12 protein-coding genes are annotated in these 16,125 nt (G+C 49.3%); 1 reads left to right on the top strand and 11 read right to left on the bottom strand.

Features of this window, described 5'->3' with window-relative positions; translation table 11 throughout:
- Positions 1-36 precede the first annotated feature (36 nt).
- From dxs to F4X88_18325, 8 genes are all read right to left on the bottom strand, one after another.
- The gene (dxs, locus tag F4X88_18360; GenBank protein MYA58251.1) at positions 37-1,890 is read right to left on the bottom strand and encodes a 1-deoxy-D-xylulose-5-phosphate synthase; all 1,854 of its coding nucleotides are present in this window, start codon (positions 1,888-1,890) and stop codon (positions 37-39) included.
- Positions 1,891-2,034: 144 nt separating this feature from the next.
- Positions 2,035-2,220 carry an exodeoxyribonuclease VII small subunit gene (xseB, locus tag F4X88_18355; GenBank protein ID MYA58250.1) on the bottom strand — a complete coding sequence of 62 codons (186 nt, stop codon included), beginning with the start codon at positions 2,218-2,220 and terminating at the stop codon, positions 2,035-2,037.
- Positions 2,221-2,338: 118 nt separating this feature from the next.
- Positions 2,339-3,556 carry an exodeoxyribonuclease VII large subunit gene (xseA, locus tag F4X88_18350; protein ID MYA58249.1) on the bottom strand — a complete coding sequence of 406 codons (1,218 nt, stop codon included), beginning with the start codon at positions 3,554-3,556 and terminating at the stop codon, positions 2,339-2,341.
- Positions 3,557-3,568: 12 nt separating this feature from the next.
- Positions 3,569-4,345, bottom strand: coding sequence for a TIGR00282 family metallophosphoesterase (locus F4X88_18345; GenBank protein MYA58248.1), 777 nt, complete (start codon positions 4,343-4,345; stop codon positions 3,569-3,571).
- A gap of 190 nt (positions 4,346-4,535) precedes the next feature.
- Positions 4,536-5,051, bottom strand: a complete 516-nt coding sequence (gene pyrE / locus F4X88_18340) for an orotate phosphoribosyltransferase (GenBank protein ID MYA58247.1) — start codon at positions 5,049-5,051, stop codon at positions 4,536-4,538.
- Positions 5,052-5,266: 215 nt separating this feature from the next.
- Entirely contained in the window at positions 5,267-6,226 is a 960-nt protein-coding gene (gene selD / locus F4X88_18335) for a selenide, water dikinase SelD (protein MYA58246.1), read from the bottom strand.
- A 92-nt stretch (positions 6,227-6,318) separates the two neighbouring features.
- On the bottom strand, positions 6,319-7,230 hold the full coding sequence (locus tag F4X88_18330) for a sugar phosphate isomerase/epimerase (GenBank protein MYA58245.1): 912 nt from the start codon (positions 7,228-7,230) through the stop codon (positions 6,319-6,321).
- Positions 7,227-7,931 (bottom strand): bifunctional (p)ppGpp synthetase/guanosine-3',5'-bis(diphosphate) 3'-pyrophosphohydrolase, encoded by a 705-nt coding sequence (locus F4X88_18325; protein MYA58244.1) that lies wholly within the window; start codon positions 7,929-7,931, stop codon positions 7,227-7,229. Before F4X88_18325 ends, F4X88_18330 begins: the two co-directional genes overlap by 4 nt.
- A gap of 354 nt (positions 7,932-8,285) precedes the next feature.
- On the opposite strand from F4X88_18325, the gene F4X88_18320 reads away from it, so the two are divergent.
- Positions 8,286-9,746: a M81 family metallopeptidase gene (locus F4X88_18320; protein ID MYA58243.1), complete on the top strand. Its 1,461-nt coding sequence runs from the start codon at positions 8,286-8,288 to the stop codon at positions 9,744-9,746.
- A 555-nt stretch (positions 9,747-10,301) separates the two neighbouring features.
- On the opposite strand, the gene F4X88_18315 is transcribed toward F4X88_18320, so the two are convergent.
- From F4X88_18315 to F4X88_18305, 3 genes are read right to left on the bottom strand one after another with little or no spacing between them, the layout of a single operon-like run.
- The gene (locus F4X88_18315) at positions 10,302-10,805 is read right to left on the bottom strand and encodes a hypothetical protein (GenBank protein ID MYA58242.1); all 504 of its coding nucleotides are present in this window, start codon (positions 10,803-10,805) and stop codon (positions 10,302-10,304) included.
- A complete protein-coding gene (locus F4X88_18310; protein MYA58241.1) occupies positions 10,786-12,300 on the bottom strand; it encodes an AAA family ATPase in 1,515 nt (504 codons plus the stop codon). The genes F4X88_18315 and F4X88_18310 overlap by 20 nt, the downstream gene beginning before the upstream one ends.
- A gap of 36 nt (positions 12,301-12,336) precedes the next feature.
- A complete protein-coding gene (locus F4X88_18305) occupies positions 12,337-15,447 on the bottom strand; it encodes an N-6 DNA methylase (protein ID MYA58240.1) in 3,111 nt (1,036 codons plus the stop codon).
- Between the last annotated feature and the right edge of the window lie 678 nt (positions 15,448-16,125).

Here is a 16,125-nt window from a genome sequence, read left to right as displayed (position 1 = left end):
ATATTGCAACAGTCAGCAGCAAGCCAAGAATCGCTTCTATTGGAGCATCGCTTGCGCCGTGCGAACAACGGCATCCGCATCGCATTGACAGAGGGCATAGAGATGCTGGATATCGCCGTGCTCAATAAATTCATCTGGGATACCGAGATTTTTGATCTGCACGTCTTTGAGACCTGCTGCAGCAATCGCCTCCAAAACGGCACTACCGAAACCGCCCATTATCACGCCATCTTCAATCGTAATTACCTTACCGATCCGTTCTGCGAGCGGAAGAATTGTCTCGGTGTCCAAAGGCTTGACAAACCGTGCGTTAATAACCGCTGCTGAGATTCCAGAGTCCGCTAACGTTTGTGCCGCTTCAAGGGCAGGATAGACGCGGTTGCCGACGGCAATCACGAGCACATCCTCACCCTCTCTAACGATCTCACTTTTTCCAATCGGTAGCACTTGCGGTTCTGAAGTCATTTTCACCCCCATACCGGTGCCACGCGGGTAACGGAAGGCAATGGGACCCTCTTGATACGACACAGCCGTCTTCACCATAGACTGGAGTTCGTTTTCATCTTTGGGTGCCATGACAACCATATTTGGAATAGAGCGGAGGAAAGCGAAATCGAAAACGCCGTGATGTGTTGGACCGTCTGCCCCGACAAGTCCGGCTCTGTCCAATGCAAAAACAACCGGAAGGTTTTGGATGCACACGTCGTGTAAAACCTGATCGTAACTCCGCTGGAGGAAGGTAGAATAGATAGCGGCAACGGGACGCATGCCCTGTGTCGCAAGTCCACCCGCGAACGTAACCGCACACTGTTCCGCCAAGCCGATGTCAAAGCATCGACTCGGAAATGCGCTCGCAAACTTGTCCAGCCCCGTCCCGCCAAGCATTGCTGCCGTCACACCCACGATCCGTGCATCGCGTTTCGCCAATTCAATCAACGTTTTGCTGAACACTTCCGTATACGTCGGGGTTTCAGGTTTCGGTTTAGTTGTCTTTCCTGTTTTCAGATTGAAGGGACCACTGACACTATAGAACCCGACCGGATCTTCTTCCGCCGGCGTATAACCGCGTCCCTTTTCGGTTACGACATGCAGTAAAATAGGGCCCGTGAGACTGCGGATACCCGTCAAAACGGGTATCAATGCCTCTAAATCGTTACCATCAAGCGGACCGAAGTAGCGGAATCCGAATTCTTCAAACAGCGTGCCGGGTTTCAATGATGCCTCAATCTTCCGCGCTATCTGCTTGGCATCCTCTGAAATCAGGTTCATCAACCCCTTCGCACCAGAGCGTAGGAGGTTATATTGTGGTGAACTCGTGAGTTTATGAAAATGTTTAGAGAATGCCCCGACGGTTGCTGAAATGGACATGTTGTTGTCATTGAGAATGACGGTCATATCGTTCCTAAAGTCCCCGGCGGTGTTCAAGGCTTCAAATGCCATCCCACCTGTTAACCCGCCATCTCCGATGACAGCCACGACTTTGTAATGCTCATTGATAAGGTCTCTGGCGGTGGCAATCCCCAAAGCCGCGGCGATAGAAGTGCTGGAGTGTCCCGCACCAAAGACATCGTATTCACTCTCCGCTCTACTGAGGAATCCACTGATGCCCCCGCTTTGTCGGAGCGTTGGGAACGCGTCACGCCTGCCGGTGAGCAGTTTATGCGGATACGCCTGATGCCCGATGTCCCAGACGACTTTGTCGCGCGGTGTGTCATACACTTTGTGCAAAGCTATTGCCAGTTCGACTGTCCCGAAGTTCGGGGCAAAATGTCCCGGATGTTCAGAGAGCACCGCCAATAGATAGGCGCGCATCTCTTCAGCAAGCACTTTCAGTTCCTCAAGTTCAAGTTTTTTTAAATCTGCTGGGGTGTTAACTTTTTCTAAGAACATATTTTTAACTACGGGCTTCTGGTCGGTGTTTCCGTTGTCAACACCGATATAAAATTGGTTAAAGAACCAGTTTTAGGTTTGAAAAAATTTCTCAACGATTATAAATCTGCAAGGACAACGGACGCAGCAGCTCAGACGCAATCGTTAAGAATCTGTTTTGAGAACGTTTTCTACCCGCTGTTCAGCACTTTCGAGCATCTGTCTACACGATGAGATCAAACCGATGCCTTCTTCAAAGAGTTTAAGGGAATCCTCAAGCGGTAATTCGTTCCCCTCTTCAAGGTGTTCAACAATTTGTGTGAGTTTTTTAAGTTTTTCTTCAAATGTCATCTTTTACTATGGACTCCTTTTTAGGCACCAATTTACGCGGAGCGGATTCGCTGGCATCCTTCAGACTTAACCAGATACCATCGTGGAACGTAGTGGAACGATGCCCAGATTTAATAGTTTAAAAATCCTCAACGCGGCAGGCGAGATGTCCATCCGCGAGTTGAATCTCCACCCTATCGCCTATCGACACCTGTTCAGCCGAGGTGAGTACCGCTCCATCTGTTTTCCGACTGATACTATACCCCCGTTTCAACGTGGCTAACGGACTCAGTGCGTTTAAGCGTTGCGCAAATGTGTGAAGATCGCGTTCACCATTAGCGAGTTTCTGTCCTACAGCACTCCGACACGCAAGGTCCAAAGTATCTAATGTTTGGTGAAGTTGATAAATTGCGTCCTTTCGCCGTGTCGGTGAGAACCGTGTCTCAAGGTCTTGGAGCCGTGTTTTGAGTGTGTCAAATCGGTCATTTATGATTCTACGCAGCCAGGTGTCGTATCCCTTCAATTGTGTGAGAAGTTCACCCTGATCTGGAACGATATGTTCAACTGCTGCCGAAGGGGTCGGTGCCCGGTGATCCGCCACCATATCGGCGATGGTAAAATCTGTTTCATGCCCGACAGCGGAAACCACTGGTATTGCAGACGCGAAAATCGCACGCGCAACGACTTCCTCGTTGAACGCCCAGAGATCCTCAATGGAACCCCCACCGCGCCCCACAATTAACACATCTATGTCGCCCCGTTGGTTCATCGCTTGTAGCGCATGGACGATCCCTTCTGCCGCGCCATCGCCTTGAACAAGCGTCGGGTGTAGGAACACTTCAGCTAATGGATACCGTTTACGAAGTTGTTGACAGATATCCTGAAACGCCGCTCCCGTCGCAGACGTTATCACGCCGATTTTTAAGGGGAAGACCGGCAACGGTTTTTTGTGATGTTCCGCAAACAACCCTTCATCTGCCAGCTGCTGTTTCAAATCTTCAAAGGCTCTTTGCAACGCGCCAATCCCAAGCGGTTCTACCTTATTGGCGTTAATCTGATACTGTCCTCTGGCAGGATAAAGATTCAGTCGCCCTTGCACGAGCACCTCTTCCCCGTCCTTCAGCACAAATCTGAGACCTGCGGCACTGCTCCGAAACATAATAACTTGGATTTGGCTTCTGTCATCCTTGAGCGTGAAGTAGATATGCCCAGCACCAGATCGACTGTAATTCGACACCTGTCCCTGAACCCATACATTTTGCAGGTGTGGCTGCTGTTCTATCAGATTTTTCAACAGATCTGTTATTTCACTGACACTGTGAACAGTCCGTGTTGCCATGGGTATTTCTAATTGCATAATAGTTTTCAATTAATATTGCGCTTGCAACGGCACGATACTCACTGCCAACCCCGTTTCTGCGTCGAGTTCTATCTCGGCACCGCAGAGTTTGACGTTCTTTGAAGCGACAGTGAATCGGGTGGGCATCATCGTCAGAAACCGTTCCAGCGCATCGTCAATTCTTGTGCCAATCACCGAGTCATAGGGTCCCGTCATGCCGACATCTGTAATGTAAGCCGTGCCTTGTGGCAGGACGCGGGCATCTGCTGTCTGAACGTGCGTATGCGTGCCGACCACTGCCCCTACTCTGCCATCTGCGTGCCAGCCCATCGCAATCTTTTCAGAGGTCGCCTCCGCATGAAAGTCGAGGAGGATATAGGGGGTCACCGCTTTCACTTCAGGTAAAATCGAATTGAGCGCATGAAACGGGTTGGTGTAAGGATTCATGAAAATTTGTCCGGCGAGATTGATAACACCGAGTTGCGTTTCTCCGTCATTGGATGTAACGATGGTTACACCTCGCCCAGCGACCTCGGTCGGATAGTTCGCAGGACGTATCAATTGCGGCGTTGTATCTATAAAGTGGAAAATATCTCTGTTATCCCAGACATGGTTTCCAGTTGTAATCGCGGCAACCCCGGAAGCCAAAAGTTGGTCAACGATGTCAAACGTTAACCCTTTCCCCCCAGCTGTATTCTCTCCATTTGCAACGATAAAGTCGTATTTGTGACGATGTTCTTCCAAAAACCTCACTGTTGCTGATCTGCCCGGTCTGCCAACTATATCCCCGATAAACAATATTTTCATATTTTTAATGTTCCCTGCGGTTCGGTCAGGTCGATCTCAAATTTGACGTTCCTTTCCGTATATCCGCCCTCCATTTCATTACGGGCTATGCGCCCTTTAAACAAACCCGTAGCCTGCAACATCGGCGCAGGCGGATATACGGAAAGACCCTTTATGCATCAAACCCACCTGACCGAACCACAAGGTAAAATTAAAAATCCGCAAGCGTAAAAACGGCTGCGAACGAACACCCGATCTCATTAATTTTCGCCGCGCCCCCTGCTTGGCGATCAATGGCTGCTATAACGTGTTCCACCGTATATCCCGCTGCTCGGATCTGTTCAATCGATGTGCAGACCTGTCCCGCAGTCGTAATTACATCTTCTATCACAACAAGTTTGCTGCCTTCCTTAACGCCACCTTCAATAAGATTACAAGTGCCATACGTTTTTGCTTCCTTCCGCACGTAAAAACAGGGCACTCCGGTTTGCAACGAGAGGGCAGTTGCGAGTGGGACACCCCCCAATTCTAAACCTGCTAAACCGTCACATTCGGAAACCGGTAGGAGTTTCGCCATCTCTGCAGCAATCGCAGTGAGAAGTCTCGGATCGCTTTCGAACCGGTATTTGTCCCAATAGAAGTTGCTGATATTTCCTGAGCGGAGCACGAATTCACCTGTAAGATATGAAACCGCGTGTATCTGTTCCGCAAGTTCTGTTTTTGTCATATTTTATAGTTACCAGTTACCGGTTGCCAGTTGTCGGAAGAATGGTTGTCGGTGTGTTCCGCTTCGCTCCACTTTCGGTTGTAGGTACGTTCGCTGCGCTCGCTTTAAGTTATTGGTTATTGGTTATAAGTTAAGAGTCTCTCACTAAACGATAACCTCTTAACTTACAACCTAAAGGTTTTTCGGAGAAAAACCGAACCGATAACTGACAACCATTAAAACACTTCAATATGCGCGGTATCCTCCGCCACCACTTCCCCGATAACAGCTGCCTCTGGGCAATCCGCGGCATGGAGGTCGGCTATCGCGGCATCGGCGTTCTCGGCAGGAAGTGAGAATAACAGACCGCCAGACGTTTCCGCCTCCATCAAAATATGCCGCATCGCCTCACTCTCCGTGTGGAAGGTAACCTTATCGACGAGGAACGACATATTCGCAAGGTAGGCTTGCGTGTAAGTGTCTTGGGCAACGAGTGCGGGGGCATCGGCGAAGTATGGCACTGCACTGCTATCAATCTTGAGGCGAACATCGTTACCGGCTGCCATCTCCGAGGCATGCCCCAGCAAGCCGTATCCTGTAACATCTGTGCACGCACTCGCCCCGTGCTTCAGCATGACAGATGCTGCGGAGGCATTGAGTCGAGTCATGGATTCAACGAGTTGTGGTAAGACGGCATCGCTGATTTTATCGAATTTCAGCCCTGTGGTGAGAATACCGATACCGAGGTTTTTCGTGAGGATAAGCACTTCACCCGGACGCGCCCCGTAGTTCTTGACGAATTTCTCCGGATGCACGATCCCCGTGACCGCGAGTCCATACATCAACTCTGGGGCATCCACGGTATGCCCTCCCACAAGTGCTGCGCCCGCTTCAATAGCCTTTTCGGTCCCGCCTTGGACGATGTCGCCGAGGATAGACAGGTCCAAATCAGCCTTGGGCCAACACGTGATGTTCAACGCGGTTTTCGGCACGCCGCCCATGCTGTAGACATCACTCAACGAGTTCGTCGCAGCGATTGCACCGAAGGTATACGGGTCGTCCACGATAGGCGTGAAATAGTCCACCGTGTTAACGAGCGCGAGTTCCTCAGAAATACGATAGATCCCGGCATCATCGGAGGTTTCAGTCCCGACAAGTAGGTTCGGATCCGTAGATTTCGGGATTTTCCCTAAAATGTGTGCAAGCTCACCCGGAGCGAGTTTTGACGCTCACCCGGCACATTTGACGGTCGCGGTGAGCCGGATTTTCTCTTCTGTCATTTTTTTTACTATCCCCTAACGGGTTCGGTCAGCTCCGACAAAACAGATTTCACATACGCCACACTCCGACCATCTTGGTGGAACTGGTCGCCGTCGCGTATCCCTTCGATTGCCAGATACCCTTCGTAGTTGACCTCTAACAACGCCGCAATCGCGAAGCGGTAGTCGATTTCACCGTCAGGCAACGGGGCTTGGACGTAGATAGCGGTTTCCAGATTCGGGATATGCACACGATAGAGACTCTTGCAATGCCAATAGTTGACGTGTTGCGCAAGCGCGACGATCGCATCTTCGCATGATTCCTCTGGAATATCGTAAGTCCAATAGATGTTGCCTAAGTCCGGGTTCACACCCACATTGGGTGCATCGATTAATTCTAACAGATGCAATGCCGACCAACTGTTATCCACAATCGAGTTTTGATGGATTTCTATGGAGATCTCTACCCCTTGATCCGCGGCGATACCAGCGACTTCGCTGACGGCTTTCGCAGTGCGTTCATAATCCACGGCACTCGCGAGACGGCTTGACCCTTGCGAGACGGATTCACCCCGATACGTGCCTTTACCGTTCGGGTCGCGGGGTGGCGTGGTAACCGTGGAATTCACAACGCCGGCACCGACATTCGCGGCGAAATTCACAGCGTTTATCATACTTTGCTTGTTCGCAGCAGCAACACGCGGGTGCGCGGCACCACCACCGCCACGGATCGCAACGCATGGCATACCGGCACCTTCAAGCTCCAAACGGAGGGCCTTGGTTTCGGCTTCAGGGAGGTTCATCGCGGGAAGTTCAATCCCGTCGAACCCAATCGCTTTGGCATGATCCAAAAATCGTCGTCGATCTGTTGCATCGGTGGGTAACTCGCCACCGTTGTAGGGATACGAGGCACATCGTCTAAAAGCGTAGGCAATTTTCATTGAGTCTCTCCTTCAAATAGGTATGCTACAGCCTGCTGAAACTGGTGAAAGAGTTGAGGATTCACAGCCTCTATTGCTGCGGGTGTCTTCCGAGCCTCGGACGCTTGTTGAGGCACGGGGTCATTTCCATCGGATTCGGTGTTCACATCGCTGTCGTGTTTAGACAGTTTAGCACGGACGACACTTTTTTGTAAAGATGCGTCTCGATCAGCGATGGCACCGAGGATACTGCGGTAATACCACGCCTGATCCTCAACCCCGCCGTGGAACCGCTCCCAGACGGCATCGCCGATGACATCATATTCTGAAATAATAGTGCGTAGGTTATGGAGTTTGTCGGCACATGTTACGGTGCAAACTTCGGGGCTTGCAGTGCGTAACGCCTCAATCCGTTCGGTCTTGCGTGCTCGCCATCGCAACGCTTTGTTCTCCGAACACCCGTCAACGATGGCTGCGATAGAATCACCAAAGCGTTCCCGAATGAATTCCAGCGTCAGATCGGTGTCTTCAACGGTGTCGTGCAGGATACCGCCAATAATCACGGCTTCGGTGCATCCTGCTTCCATTAAAATAAGACCGACGGCGTAGGGGTGTGTGATATAGGGCGTGCGCGTGCCTTTCCGATATTGCCCTTGATGGGCTTCAGCGGCGACTTCTATGGCTTCTTCGATTTGGTTTTTGCGGGTACCGTTCTGCGTCATGCTTTCCAATCGTGCTTGTAATTGTCTTATCGTGCCGGTAAAAAATAAGAGACTTAAAGATTGTTAAATGATACACTATTTCCACTGTATCCGTCAAGACTTTTTTGGGTGATTTGGGTTATAAGTTATAGGTTATAAGTTGTAAGTTAGGCCTTATAGCAGTTGGGAAGGTTTAGCACGACACAAGCACTCTTAACTTATAACCATAAACCAACAACTAAAAAGGAACATATATTGCAGAATTTCAGAAACTTATCGCGTGAAGAAAATGCTTATCGCTCTACTAAAGCGTATCAGAGCTAGTAAGAACCAATAACTTATAACCCATAACCTACACCCAATTGAGGTAACATCATGACAACACTTGCTATCGCCGGAATCATGCACGAATCCAACACATTTAGCGGCACCCCCACCGATGCTGCTGCGTTCTCTCAAACCCATGCGAATAATATAATAAAAACCTGGGGAGAAGCACATCACGAAATAAGTGGATTTATTCAAGGCGCGACGCAGTACGATTATACGATTTATCCGACGTTCATGGCGACTGCAATGCCCGCAGGCCCAGTAACAGACGATGTCTTCGACCGCATGACCGAGATGTTGATCCAGCACCTCAAAGCCGCGCCGAAACATGAAGGGATCCTCCTCGCTCTGCACGGCGCGATGGTCGTTGAAAGTTATCCCGATGGTGATGGTGAGGTTTTACGACGACTTCGCGATGCATTGGGTTACGACTTACCGATCGTTGTTACGCTTGATCAGCACGCCAACGTCTCCGAGCAGATGGTCACCGAATCGACGGCACTCGTGATTTATAAGACAACGCCCCACATCGATCAACGCCAACGTGGACTACAGGCAGCGGAATTGATGATGCGGATACTCCGAGAAGGGATTACACCGACACAAGCACTCGCCAAACCCCCGATGCTCCTCAATATCCTGTATCATGTCACCAGCGTCCCACCGATGGCGCCTATTCTCAACGCCGCGAAGCAGTTAGAAGAAGATCCGAATATCCTTGTCGGAAACGTCGCCGTGGGGTATCCGTATGCCGATGTCCATGAGGCTGGCCCCGCTTTTGTTGTCGTTACGGATGACGATCCAGAACTCGCGCAACGTGAAGCAAATCGGTTATCCGATATGCTCTGGGATGTCCGTGGACACCTCACACTCGATCTCCCCGATGCTGCGCAGGCGGTCGAGCAAGCCATCCAATCTGAAAGTCCTCCCGTTATTCTTGTTGAAATGGGGGATAACATCGGTGGTGGTTCACCTGGGGATAGCACCTTCATCTTAACGGAATTGATCCAGCAGAACGCCTCCGGATTCGTTGTGGTCGTCTACGATCCAGAGGCTGTCCAAACGTGCATTCAGACGGGTGTCGGTGGGACGGTTTCCCTCGAAGTGGGTGGGAAAGCGGACGACCTGCATGGCGATCCCGTCCCGATTCGCGGCACTGTCCGGCTTATCCATGACGGTCAGTACATAGAAACGCAACCTCGGCACGGTGGCGTGAGATACCACGATCAGGGATTAACGACTGTCGTGGCAGTGGGGGATTCTCTGGTTGTCTTGACGAGTCGGCGACAGACCCCGTTTAGTCTCCAGCAGCTCTACAGTCTCGGCATCGATCCGACGGAGATGCGGATGATCGTCGTCAAAGCCGCTGTCGCCTATCGTGCCGCCTACGAACCCATCGCAGGACAGATTATCGAGGTAGACACACCCGGCTTGACTGCCGTGAACCCGCTACATTTTGAATACCACGACATCCGCCGCCCGGTATTTCCGTTAGATGATTTGTAGGAGGGAACTCCGAATCCCGACGCCTGATTCCTCAAAAATGTTACGTTTTTATAACATTTTTAAATTGGCATTTCGGTGCAGGTTTTCGGTTGAGAACCCAGTAGATACGTGGGGTTCTTGTGTTTTTCTCGGTCGCGATTCTCTGTTGGGAAAAAAATAATTTGGTGAAAAGTGTAACTTTTTTTGTATCCGAACATGAATCGTTTGAACATGCGTTTTATGCTATAAAAGAGGACTCGGCGTAAGTCTTATTGCCTATTGTCTGTCTGAATCACGGATTACCACGGATTAGACGGATGACGCGGATTTTAAGAATTGTCTCGCTTGACGGTCTTGAGTCCCGTAGTGGACGACATGTTTATAGAAACACGTGGGGTCTAAATGTTCCAGCCCTGTAAGGGCGGTATGATTATAGGCTTTTACGCGCGGATTATCTTAACTCCAGCGGGGCGACTGTATAGAACCGCTTTCCAATGGCTGGTGATCCAACAAAGCAAGACAAGCATTGATCATATTTTCAACATCTCTTCGCGTATCCTCACGCAACGGTTAAGATTAGAGATACCCCGCGTTGGACAGTAAGTTGGCGAGGTTCTTCGGTCTACCACAACGCCCTGTCAGAACTCTCAAAGTCTTACCTTTGAATGTGAGTTTAAGTTCTTGGTTTTGTCGTCTTGGATTCGTCCATTTAATGCCGTTCTTGGTTAGCACAATTGGAACGTATACGGTTTTTTTCAAATCCTGCACGAGGGTAGCGGCAAATTCTAAACCGTTTTTCAATTGCTCAAGAACTTGTGATTCTTCGCCTTTACCACGACCTTTGAGTTCGATGGGAACGGCGACGAAGGTGTTTTTATTCCCATAAAACAGCATCCGGTCACACCTTTTTCGGTTATCTTGGCGTGCGTCAAATTCGTTCTCTACATCTATCACAACCCGCTTCGTAGGTATATCATCAAGGTCAACCGTACATCCTTCTCCGCTGCATGAATTGGTGAGGCTGTTTGGAGATACCTGCTCCCGAACGTGGGTAAGTTCTTTACTCAGATTCAACGGCATCTCTCCCTTTGGTTTCCTCAATTCTATTTTGAAGTCCAGCCGAACGATTATAGAGGTCCTCCGCTATATCCAAGTGATCTTCCGGTTCTATACCTTCAGTAAGATCAAATGGGAGTTCTGTGACGGCTTTGTTCTTATGGAACCACCACGCCCCGACCTCTTCCTCTTTCAGATAGTCTACTGATTCACTTGTGGATTCCCCCTGTTTCCGCAATTCACCTTCGCGAATGAGATTCCCGATTTGTTGGAGAAGATAGTTGCTATGCGTTGTAATGACAACCTGAACACCGACTCGGATTAAACGAGCAAGGGTTTGGGCGATTTTGGTTTGTGCCATCGGATGTAAGTGAGATTCAGGTTCTTCAATAATGAGCAGGTCCCCCTGTTTGACGATGCCTCGTAGAAAAAGGACTAAAGGTGCAAGCTCGGATACCATTGCTGAGGAATGGCTCATCCGTAAGCCATCTTCCGCCTGCTCTGGACGGTAGAGAAATTCTGGATACGCTTCTGACGTGGGACGTTTGACCTCTATTTTACCCTCCAGCAGCTCCGTCTCCAGTTGTTTAGCGACGCGACTTATTTTGCTTGACAATCTCTTGGGTTCCCTGTATTGGAAAATCTGCTCCAGAAAATCGGCTATCATTCCTGAAAATGTAGACGCTTCAAGGCGATCTAAACCGATGCGCGTCGCTCGCTTGATAAGGGCAGTCGAAAGCACATCGCGGCTTTGCATGATGCCGCTCCGAGCGGCAGGCAAGTAGTATGAATCCACTGCTCGCCAACGTTGCCCGCTTAAAGTCTGAAATAAACGCTCAACATCGGATGTTTCATTGAATTTGTCCCTACGCATTGGGTCCTTTGCGTTGAGAAGAATCATGTCTGGATTAATGTGCCCTGTTATAGTGGGATTGTCGGATCCAGCCACTCGTGTCTCAAAATCCCAATATGTTTGATCACTCTCACGAACCGACAGTGAAACTTTCATTTCGTTGTCTTGGCTCCCGGTGAATCGAATTAACTTAGAAGCAGATTCAAGGTCGAAACATCGTTGGAGTTCGTATGTGAAGTTTTCCTGATCAGTAAGTATAGACTGTGACCGAGAAGACATCTGCTGAGGTAGATCGGAAAATCTGAAATGTCGTCCAGGTGTGTTTAACTTTTCGAGTACCTTTAACATTTCTTGTACTACTTCCTCTTGCCGACTTTGTGAACGATGGTCTCGCGAACGGGAAATAAAACTGAAATAAGAAGCAGCAGAACTTGCCCAAGGAAATTGTGAGATGCCCCTAAAATTTTGGTGTAATGCGTAAATAAGTGCGGCGAGATAGGTCTTGCCGGTGTTACTCTCGCCGACGAATACGGTGAGCGGACGCAGGTCTATCTCTGCCTTTTCTATGGGACCGAAGTTTTTTGCTTTAATGTGGACATCCATTGTTTTTTCTCCTATCGGTGCTGGCTTTGAATCAATTATAGGCATATCTATGATCAATCGCAAGGAAAATAATTACTTGGATATTGGCGGTAGGTGAGGTTAGGAAAACCCATCAATCTCCGCCATCACCTGCAGGGTCTCCGCAACAGCCACCAAAATCGCACGATACTGCCGCACATCTTCATAGCGCAACATCTCTCCGCGCCGATCCTTCAACCACTTCTCGCATACCTGATACGCACCGACCTCATATTCCCATACCGCAAGCGGCACATTCGTAAAATGTTGCGTGGGATTGATCCAGACCTTGCCATCCACATACCGCACCCGTGAGACAATACCGTCCCCTTCACCCTCAAACCGATGCACCACAGGAACCCCTCTCCCTGTAGGAGCGACCTCGGGTCGCGATTCTTTCAAGAGATGACAATCAATCAACCGCTGTCCCAACGTCGAGAGCGTGCGAAACTGGGTAATGTCCTGTGGTAACGGAATACGCGGAAAATCGTATTTCAGGAACTCATAATACCGCTTGCGATAGGTCGGACTATACAGCACCGCATAAATATAGGCGAGAATCTCCTCCGGTGAAATGCCTTGGGGCAGCTTAAATGGTTCAACTTGTGAAAGTTTCAATGCCTCCGAAAGCGCGGTGAGAAACCCGGGTTTAAAATTGAGCGCACGCTCCGTCGAGATCCCCAATTCCTCGGGATCCGGATACAGATAGAGCGGAAATACATGTCCCGACTCACTGGTAGTGTTTGAGATATAACAGTTCTCAGTGATTTTATCGGTTATCAAAACATGTTGCCATGCTGGACTCTTGACGATACGGCAGACGCTGAGAGCGATATTTGATGCCAACAGATGGGGCATGTTCTCAGGGCGCGGTCTACACTGAAATCCGCGTGATTCCCCAGTATAGTAGGTCCAACGTGTATCAAAGGGACGATAGAGAATAGGTTTTATATGCTGTTCAGCATCGGGGTGATTATGGAGATCTGTTTGGGCGAGGTGCACCTTCCAATCTTGGGTATCCTTGCGTAGGTTATATTTTTCTCGTGCCTCGTTTACAGAAAGTGAAACGAAATCGGTTACCGTTTCGCGGACTTCCTCAGCAGTCCAATGAATTGTCAATTTATCTCGGGCAGTGACAATTCCTATCGAACTGGTTTGAAAGATGTCAATAATCTTCCATTCCATTTTGTCGTATTCTGCCTTGTAGTCTCTTGCTTGCGGCACAAAAAGGTAATCGGGTGATGTTGGTTGTAACTCGTTCCGTGCTGTCCGCATCGTAGATTTGACATCGGCTTCAGAAAGTGCGTTGTATTTCTCCTCCCGGGATCCCCACATATCCGCGTAGTAGACCTTTGCTGGTGCGGGATTATCGCTTTCTTTCACACACAACAGGATGCAAACCCCTTGCGAAATGTCAAAGACGTTTTCATCTCTTTCCGCTTCAGGAACTGCTTCCGTTCTTCTGTTGCTCCCGTGTAGGTTGAGCAGATAAATGGTGTTGAAACCTTCTAACAGACTTTGTCGCATACCGCGAACTGTAGGGGCATCAAGGAAATTATTATTCACAATATAGCCGACAATCCCTTCACCGTTTTTATCAATGCGCCACTGTGCCCACCGAATAAACTTCACATAATCATCCTGAAGGGCTTTTGAGGTATCTTCATCAAGTGGTTGCCCGTCTACCTGTCTGTAATCTTCAATGAGTTCACCAATGAAAGTTAAATTTCCCTTGACTCGGCTTGGATTAGCGGAATGACGCGTATAGGGAGGATTACCAAGAATAACAAGGAGCGGTTCGTCCCGTTTCACCGATAATGCCGCGTTCGCCTCATCCGAGATAAATCCTGCAAAAGGCAGCGAGGGTTGCATTTCCCCAGGGTTCTCCAACGTATTGGTGAGATAGATACGGAGACGTTCATCGGCACGCCACCCTTGCGCTTGTAAGAATAGACTCAACTTCAGATGCGCGATCGTATACGGGGCAACGAGCAGCTCAAACCCGAAAATCCGTTTCACCAACGCCGCGTTGATATACTGAATCCACTCTCCCGTGCCGTAAGTTTCAGTGACCGACTCTCGGATGTGATCCAACACTGCCAACAGAAAGCCACCCGTGCCTGTCGCTGGATCGAGGATGAGCGTCCCGTCATCGGCGAGACCGTCGGGTCTGTTCAATTCCGTTTTGAGGAGGCTATCCACCGACCTCACGATATAGGAGATAACCTGTGGCGGTGTATAGTAGACACCCCGATCGACGCGCCGCTGTGGGTCGTATTCAGCGAGGAAGGTCTCGTAGAAGTGGATAACCGGATCTTCGAGATGATTTCTGGCAGCAAACGCCGTGCGGAGCATCTCTGTCGGGACATTTTGCAGGAGCGAGGCGATGTCGTCCAGAATGTAGGTAACGTTCGTCTCCAGTGTCGGAGAAGCAACGTGATAAAAGAGTTGAACGAGGAACGGATTTGATCTCGGAAGTGCCTCGACAGCGGTGTGCCGTGAGAAATTCGTCGCGTTCGGCAGTGTGCAGCGTGCAGCGAACAACCCGTAGGCGAGTGTCTGGGCGTACATATCCGCGAAGTCGTCAGAGGTCAGTGTAGAGATGAGCGTCTCCCTGAACGCCGAGAACATCACATGGGTGTTGCTGCTCTCATCGGTGAGCGTCGTTGCGATCTGCGTTTGGAGTTCCCGCGTCCGTCTAGCGAGGTATCCCGCCAATGCCTCTGGGGACGCAATTTGGACACCCCCAATGTCCAGAAACCGTTCCAGTAGCCCCTCTAAATTTTCAGGTGTGTCCGTAATGTTTGCCGTTGCGCGCAGTTGCCCATCCATATACAACCGGAATTCGACGAAATTCGTAAGGATAAAGTTATCCAGGTTCTCAATAAACCGGGTGTTTTGTTCTCTGGCGTGTCCGGTGAGTGCGTCAAGGTCTCTGCCATAAGCTTCTGCCTCAATATAACCGACAGGCAGCAAGCCATCCATCGCGATGAAATCGGGCCTACCGATCTGATTCAACCGTCTCGGTTCCTGTGTGAACCGGACGGTGTCTCTACCGAAATGCGCAGTGGCAATATCTTCAAGAAACACTTGGAGATGTGGGTATAGGGAGAGTTCTGGAGTCGCCTCAGAGACCGTCTGTGTTTGTTGGAGGCTCTGTAGATAACGCTCACGACATGTTTGGAAATTCATACCTGTATTATATCTCTTCTACCTCTCAAGCGCAACGCTTTTTACACGGTATTACGTTGGATACCAAACCCCTAAAATCCGCGAAATCTGCCCAATCCGTGATAATCCGCGATTCAGAGAATAAAAAAATTTGTATTCTTATAATATATATGATATTATAAACATAGTAAAATTTAGTCAAGTTTCTGGGTTGAAACGCGTTTGTAGGGGTTGGGTTTCCCAACCCGTGTCAGGAAACCGTGTGCGTTTTTTAACGGTTCGTCCTCTCAGAGAGCGTCCGATCGTCAAAATTGCGTAAATCCTGTAAAATGTTACACTTTTCGCTAATTTAACGACTTGTGCTAATTAACATGTCGTTTCTTCTGTTTTCACAGGTGTTTAGTTTTATGAAATAGAGGACTTACGCATACTGCTCTTTTGTAGCATAAACTTTTAGTGTGGGTTTCCACCTGAACACTGTGTTTTCCGAAAAATCTCATCTCACAGAACAGACGACAGTCAAAAGTGCGTAAGTCCTGAAATAAACATATCGTCCCTACGGGACTGAAAGGGGGTGTATGCCGTTTTTCTATAAACATATCGTCCCTACGGGACTCAAGAGGGGCACAACTCGTGAGAAACAGATAAAAAAATGGCACTTCTGTGAAGTTGTGTTTTACAAACAGTTATTTAGCACAA

The organism is Candidatus Poribacteria bacterium (genome assembly GCA_009839745.1).
In the GTDB taxonomy this organism is placed as follows: Bacteria; Poribacteria; WGA-4E; order WGA-4E; family WGA-3G; genus WGA-3G.
The sequence above is the reverse complement of the archived record's forward strand: the minus strand, read 5'-3'. Positions and strand labels throughout refer to the sequence as shown.

Coding starts and splice junctions, on each gene's coding strand:
- F4X88_18315 (MYA58242.1), bottom strand. CDS start 10,805: ATGCCGTTGAATCTGAGTAAAGAACTTACCCACGTTCGGGAGCAGGTA.
- pyrE (MYA58247.1), bottom strand. CDS start 5,051: ATGACAAAAACAGAACTTGCGGAACAGATACACGCGGTTTCATATCTT.
- F4X88_18325 (MYA58244.1), bottom strand. CDS start 7,931: ATGACGCAGAACGGTACCCGCAAAAACCAAATCGAAGAAGCCATAGAA.
- F4X88_18345 (MYA58248.1), bottom strand. CDS start 4,345: ATGAAAATATTGTTTATCGGGGATATAGTTGGCAGACCGGGCAGATCA.
- F4X88_18305 (MYA58240.1), bottom strand. CDS start 15,447: ATGAATTTCCAAACATGTCGTGAGCGTTATCTACAGAGCCTCCAACAA.
- xseA (MYA58249.1), bottom strand. CDS start 3,556: ATGCAATTAGAAATACCCATGGCAACACGGACTGTTCACAGTGTCAGT.
- xseB (MYA58250.1), bottom strand. CDS start 2,220: ATGACATTTGAAGAAAAACTTAAAAAACTCACACAAATTGTTGAACAC.
- dxs (MYA58251.1), bottom strand. CDS start 1,890: ATGTTCTTAGAAAAAGTTAACACCCCAGCAGATTTAAAAAAACTTGAA.
- F4X88_18320 (MYA58243.1), top strand. CDS start 8,286: ATGACAACACTTGCTATCGCCGGAATCATGCACGAATCCAACACATTT.
- F4X88_18330 (MYA58245.1), bottom strand. CDS start 7,230: ATGAAAATTGCCTACGCTTTTAGACGATGTGCCTCGTATCCCTACAAC.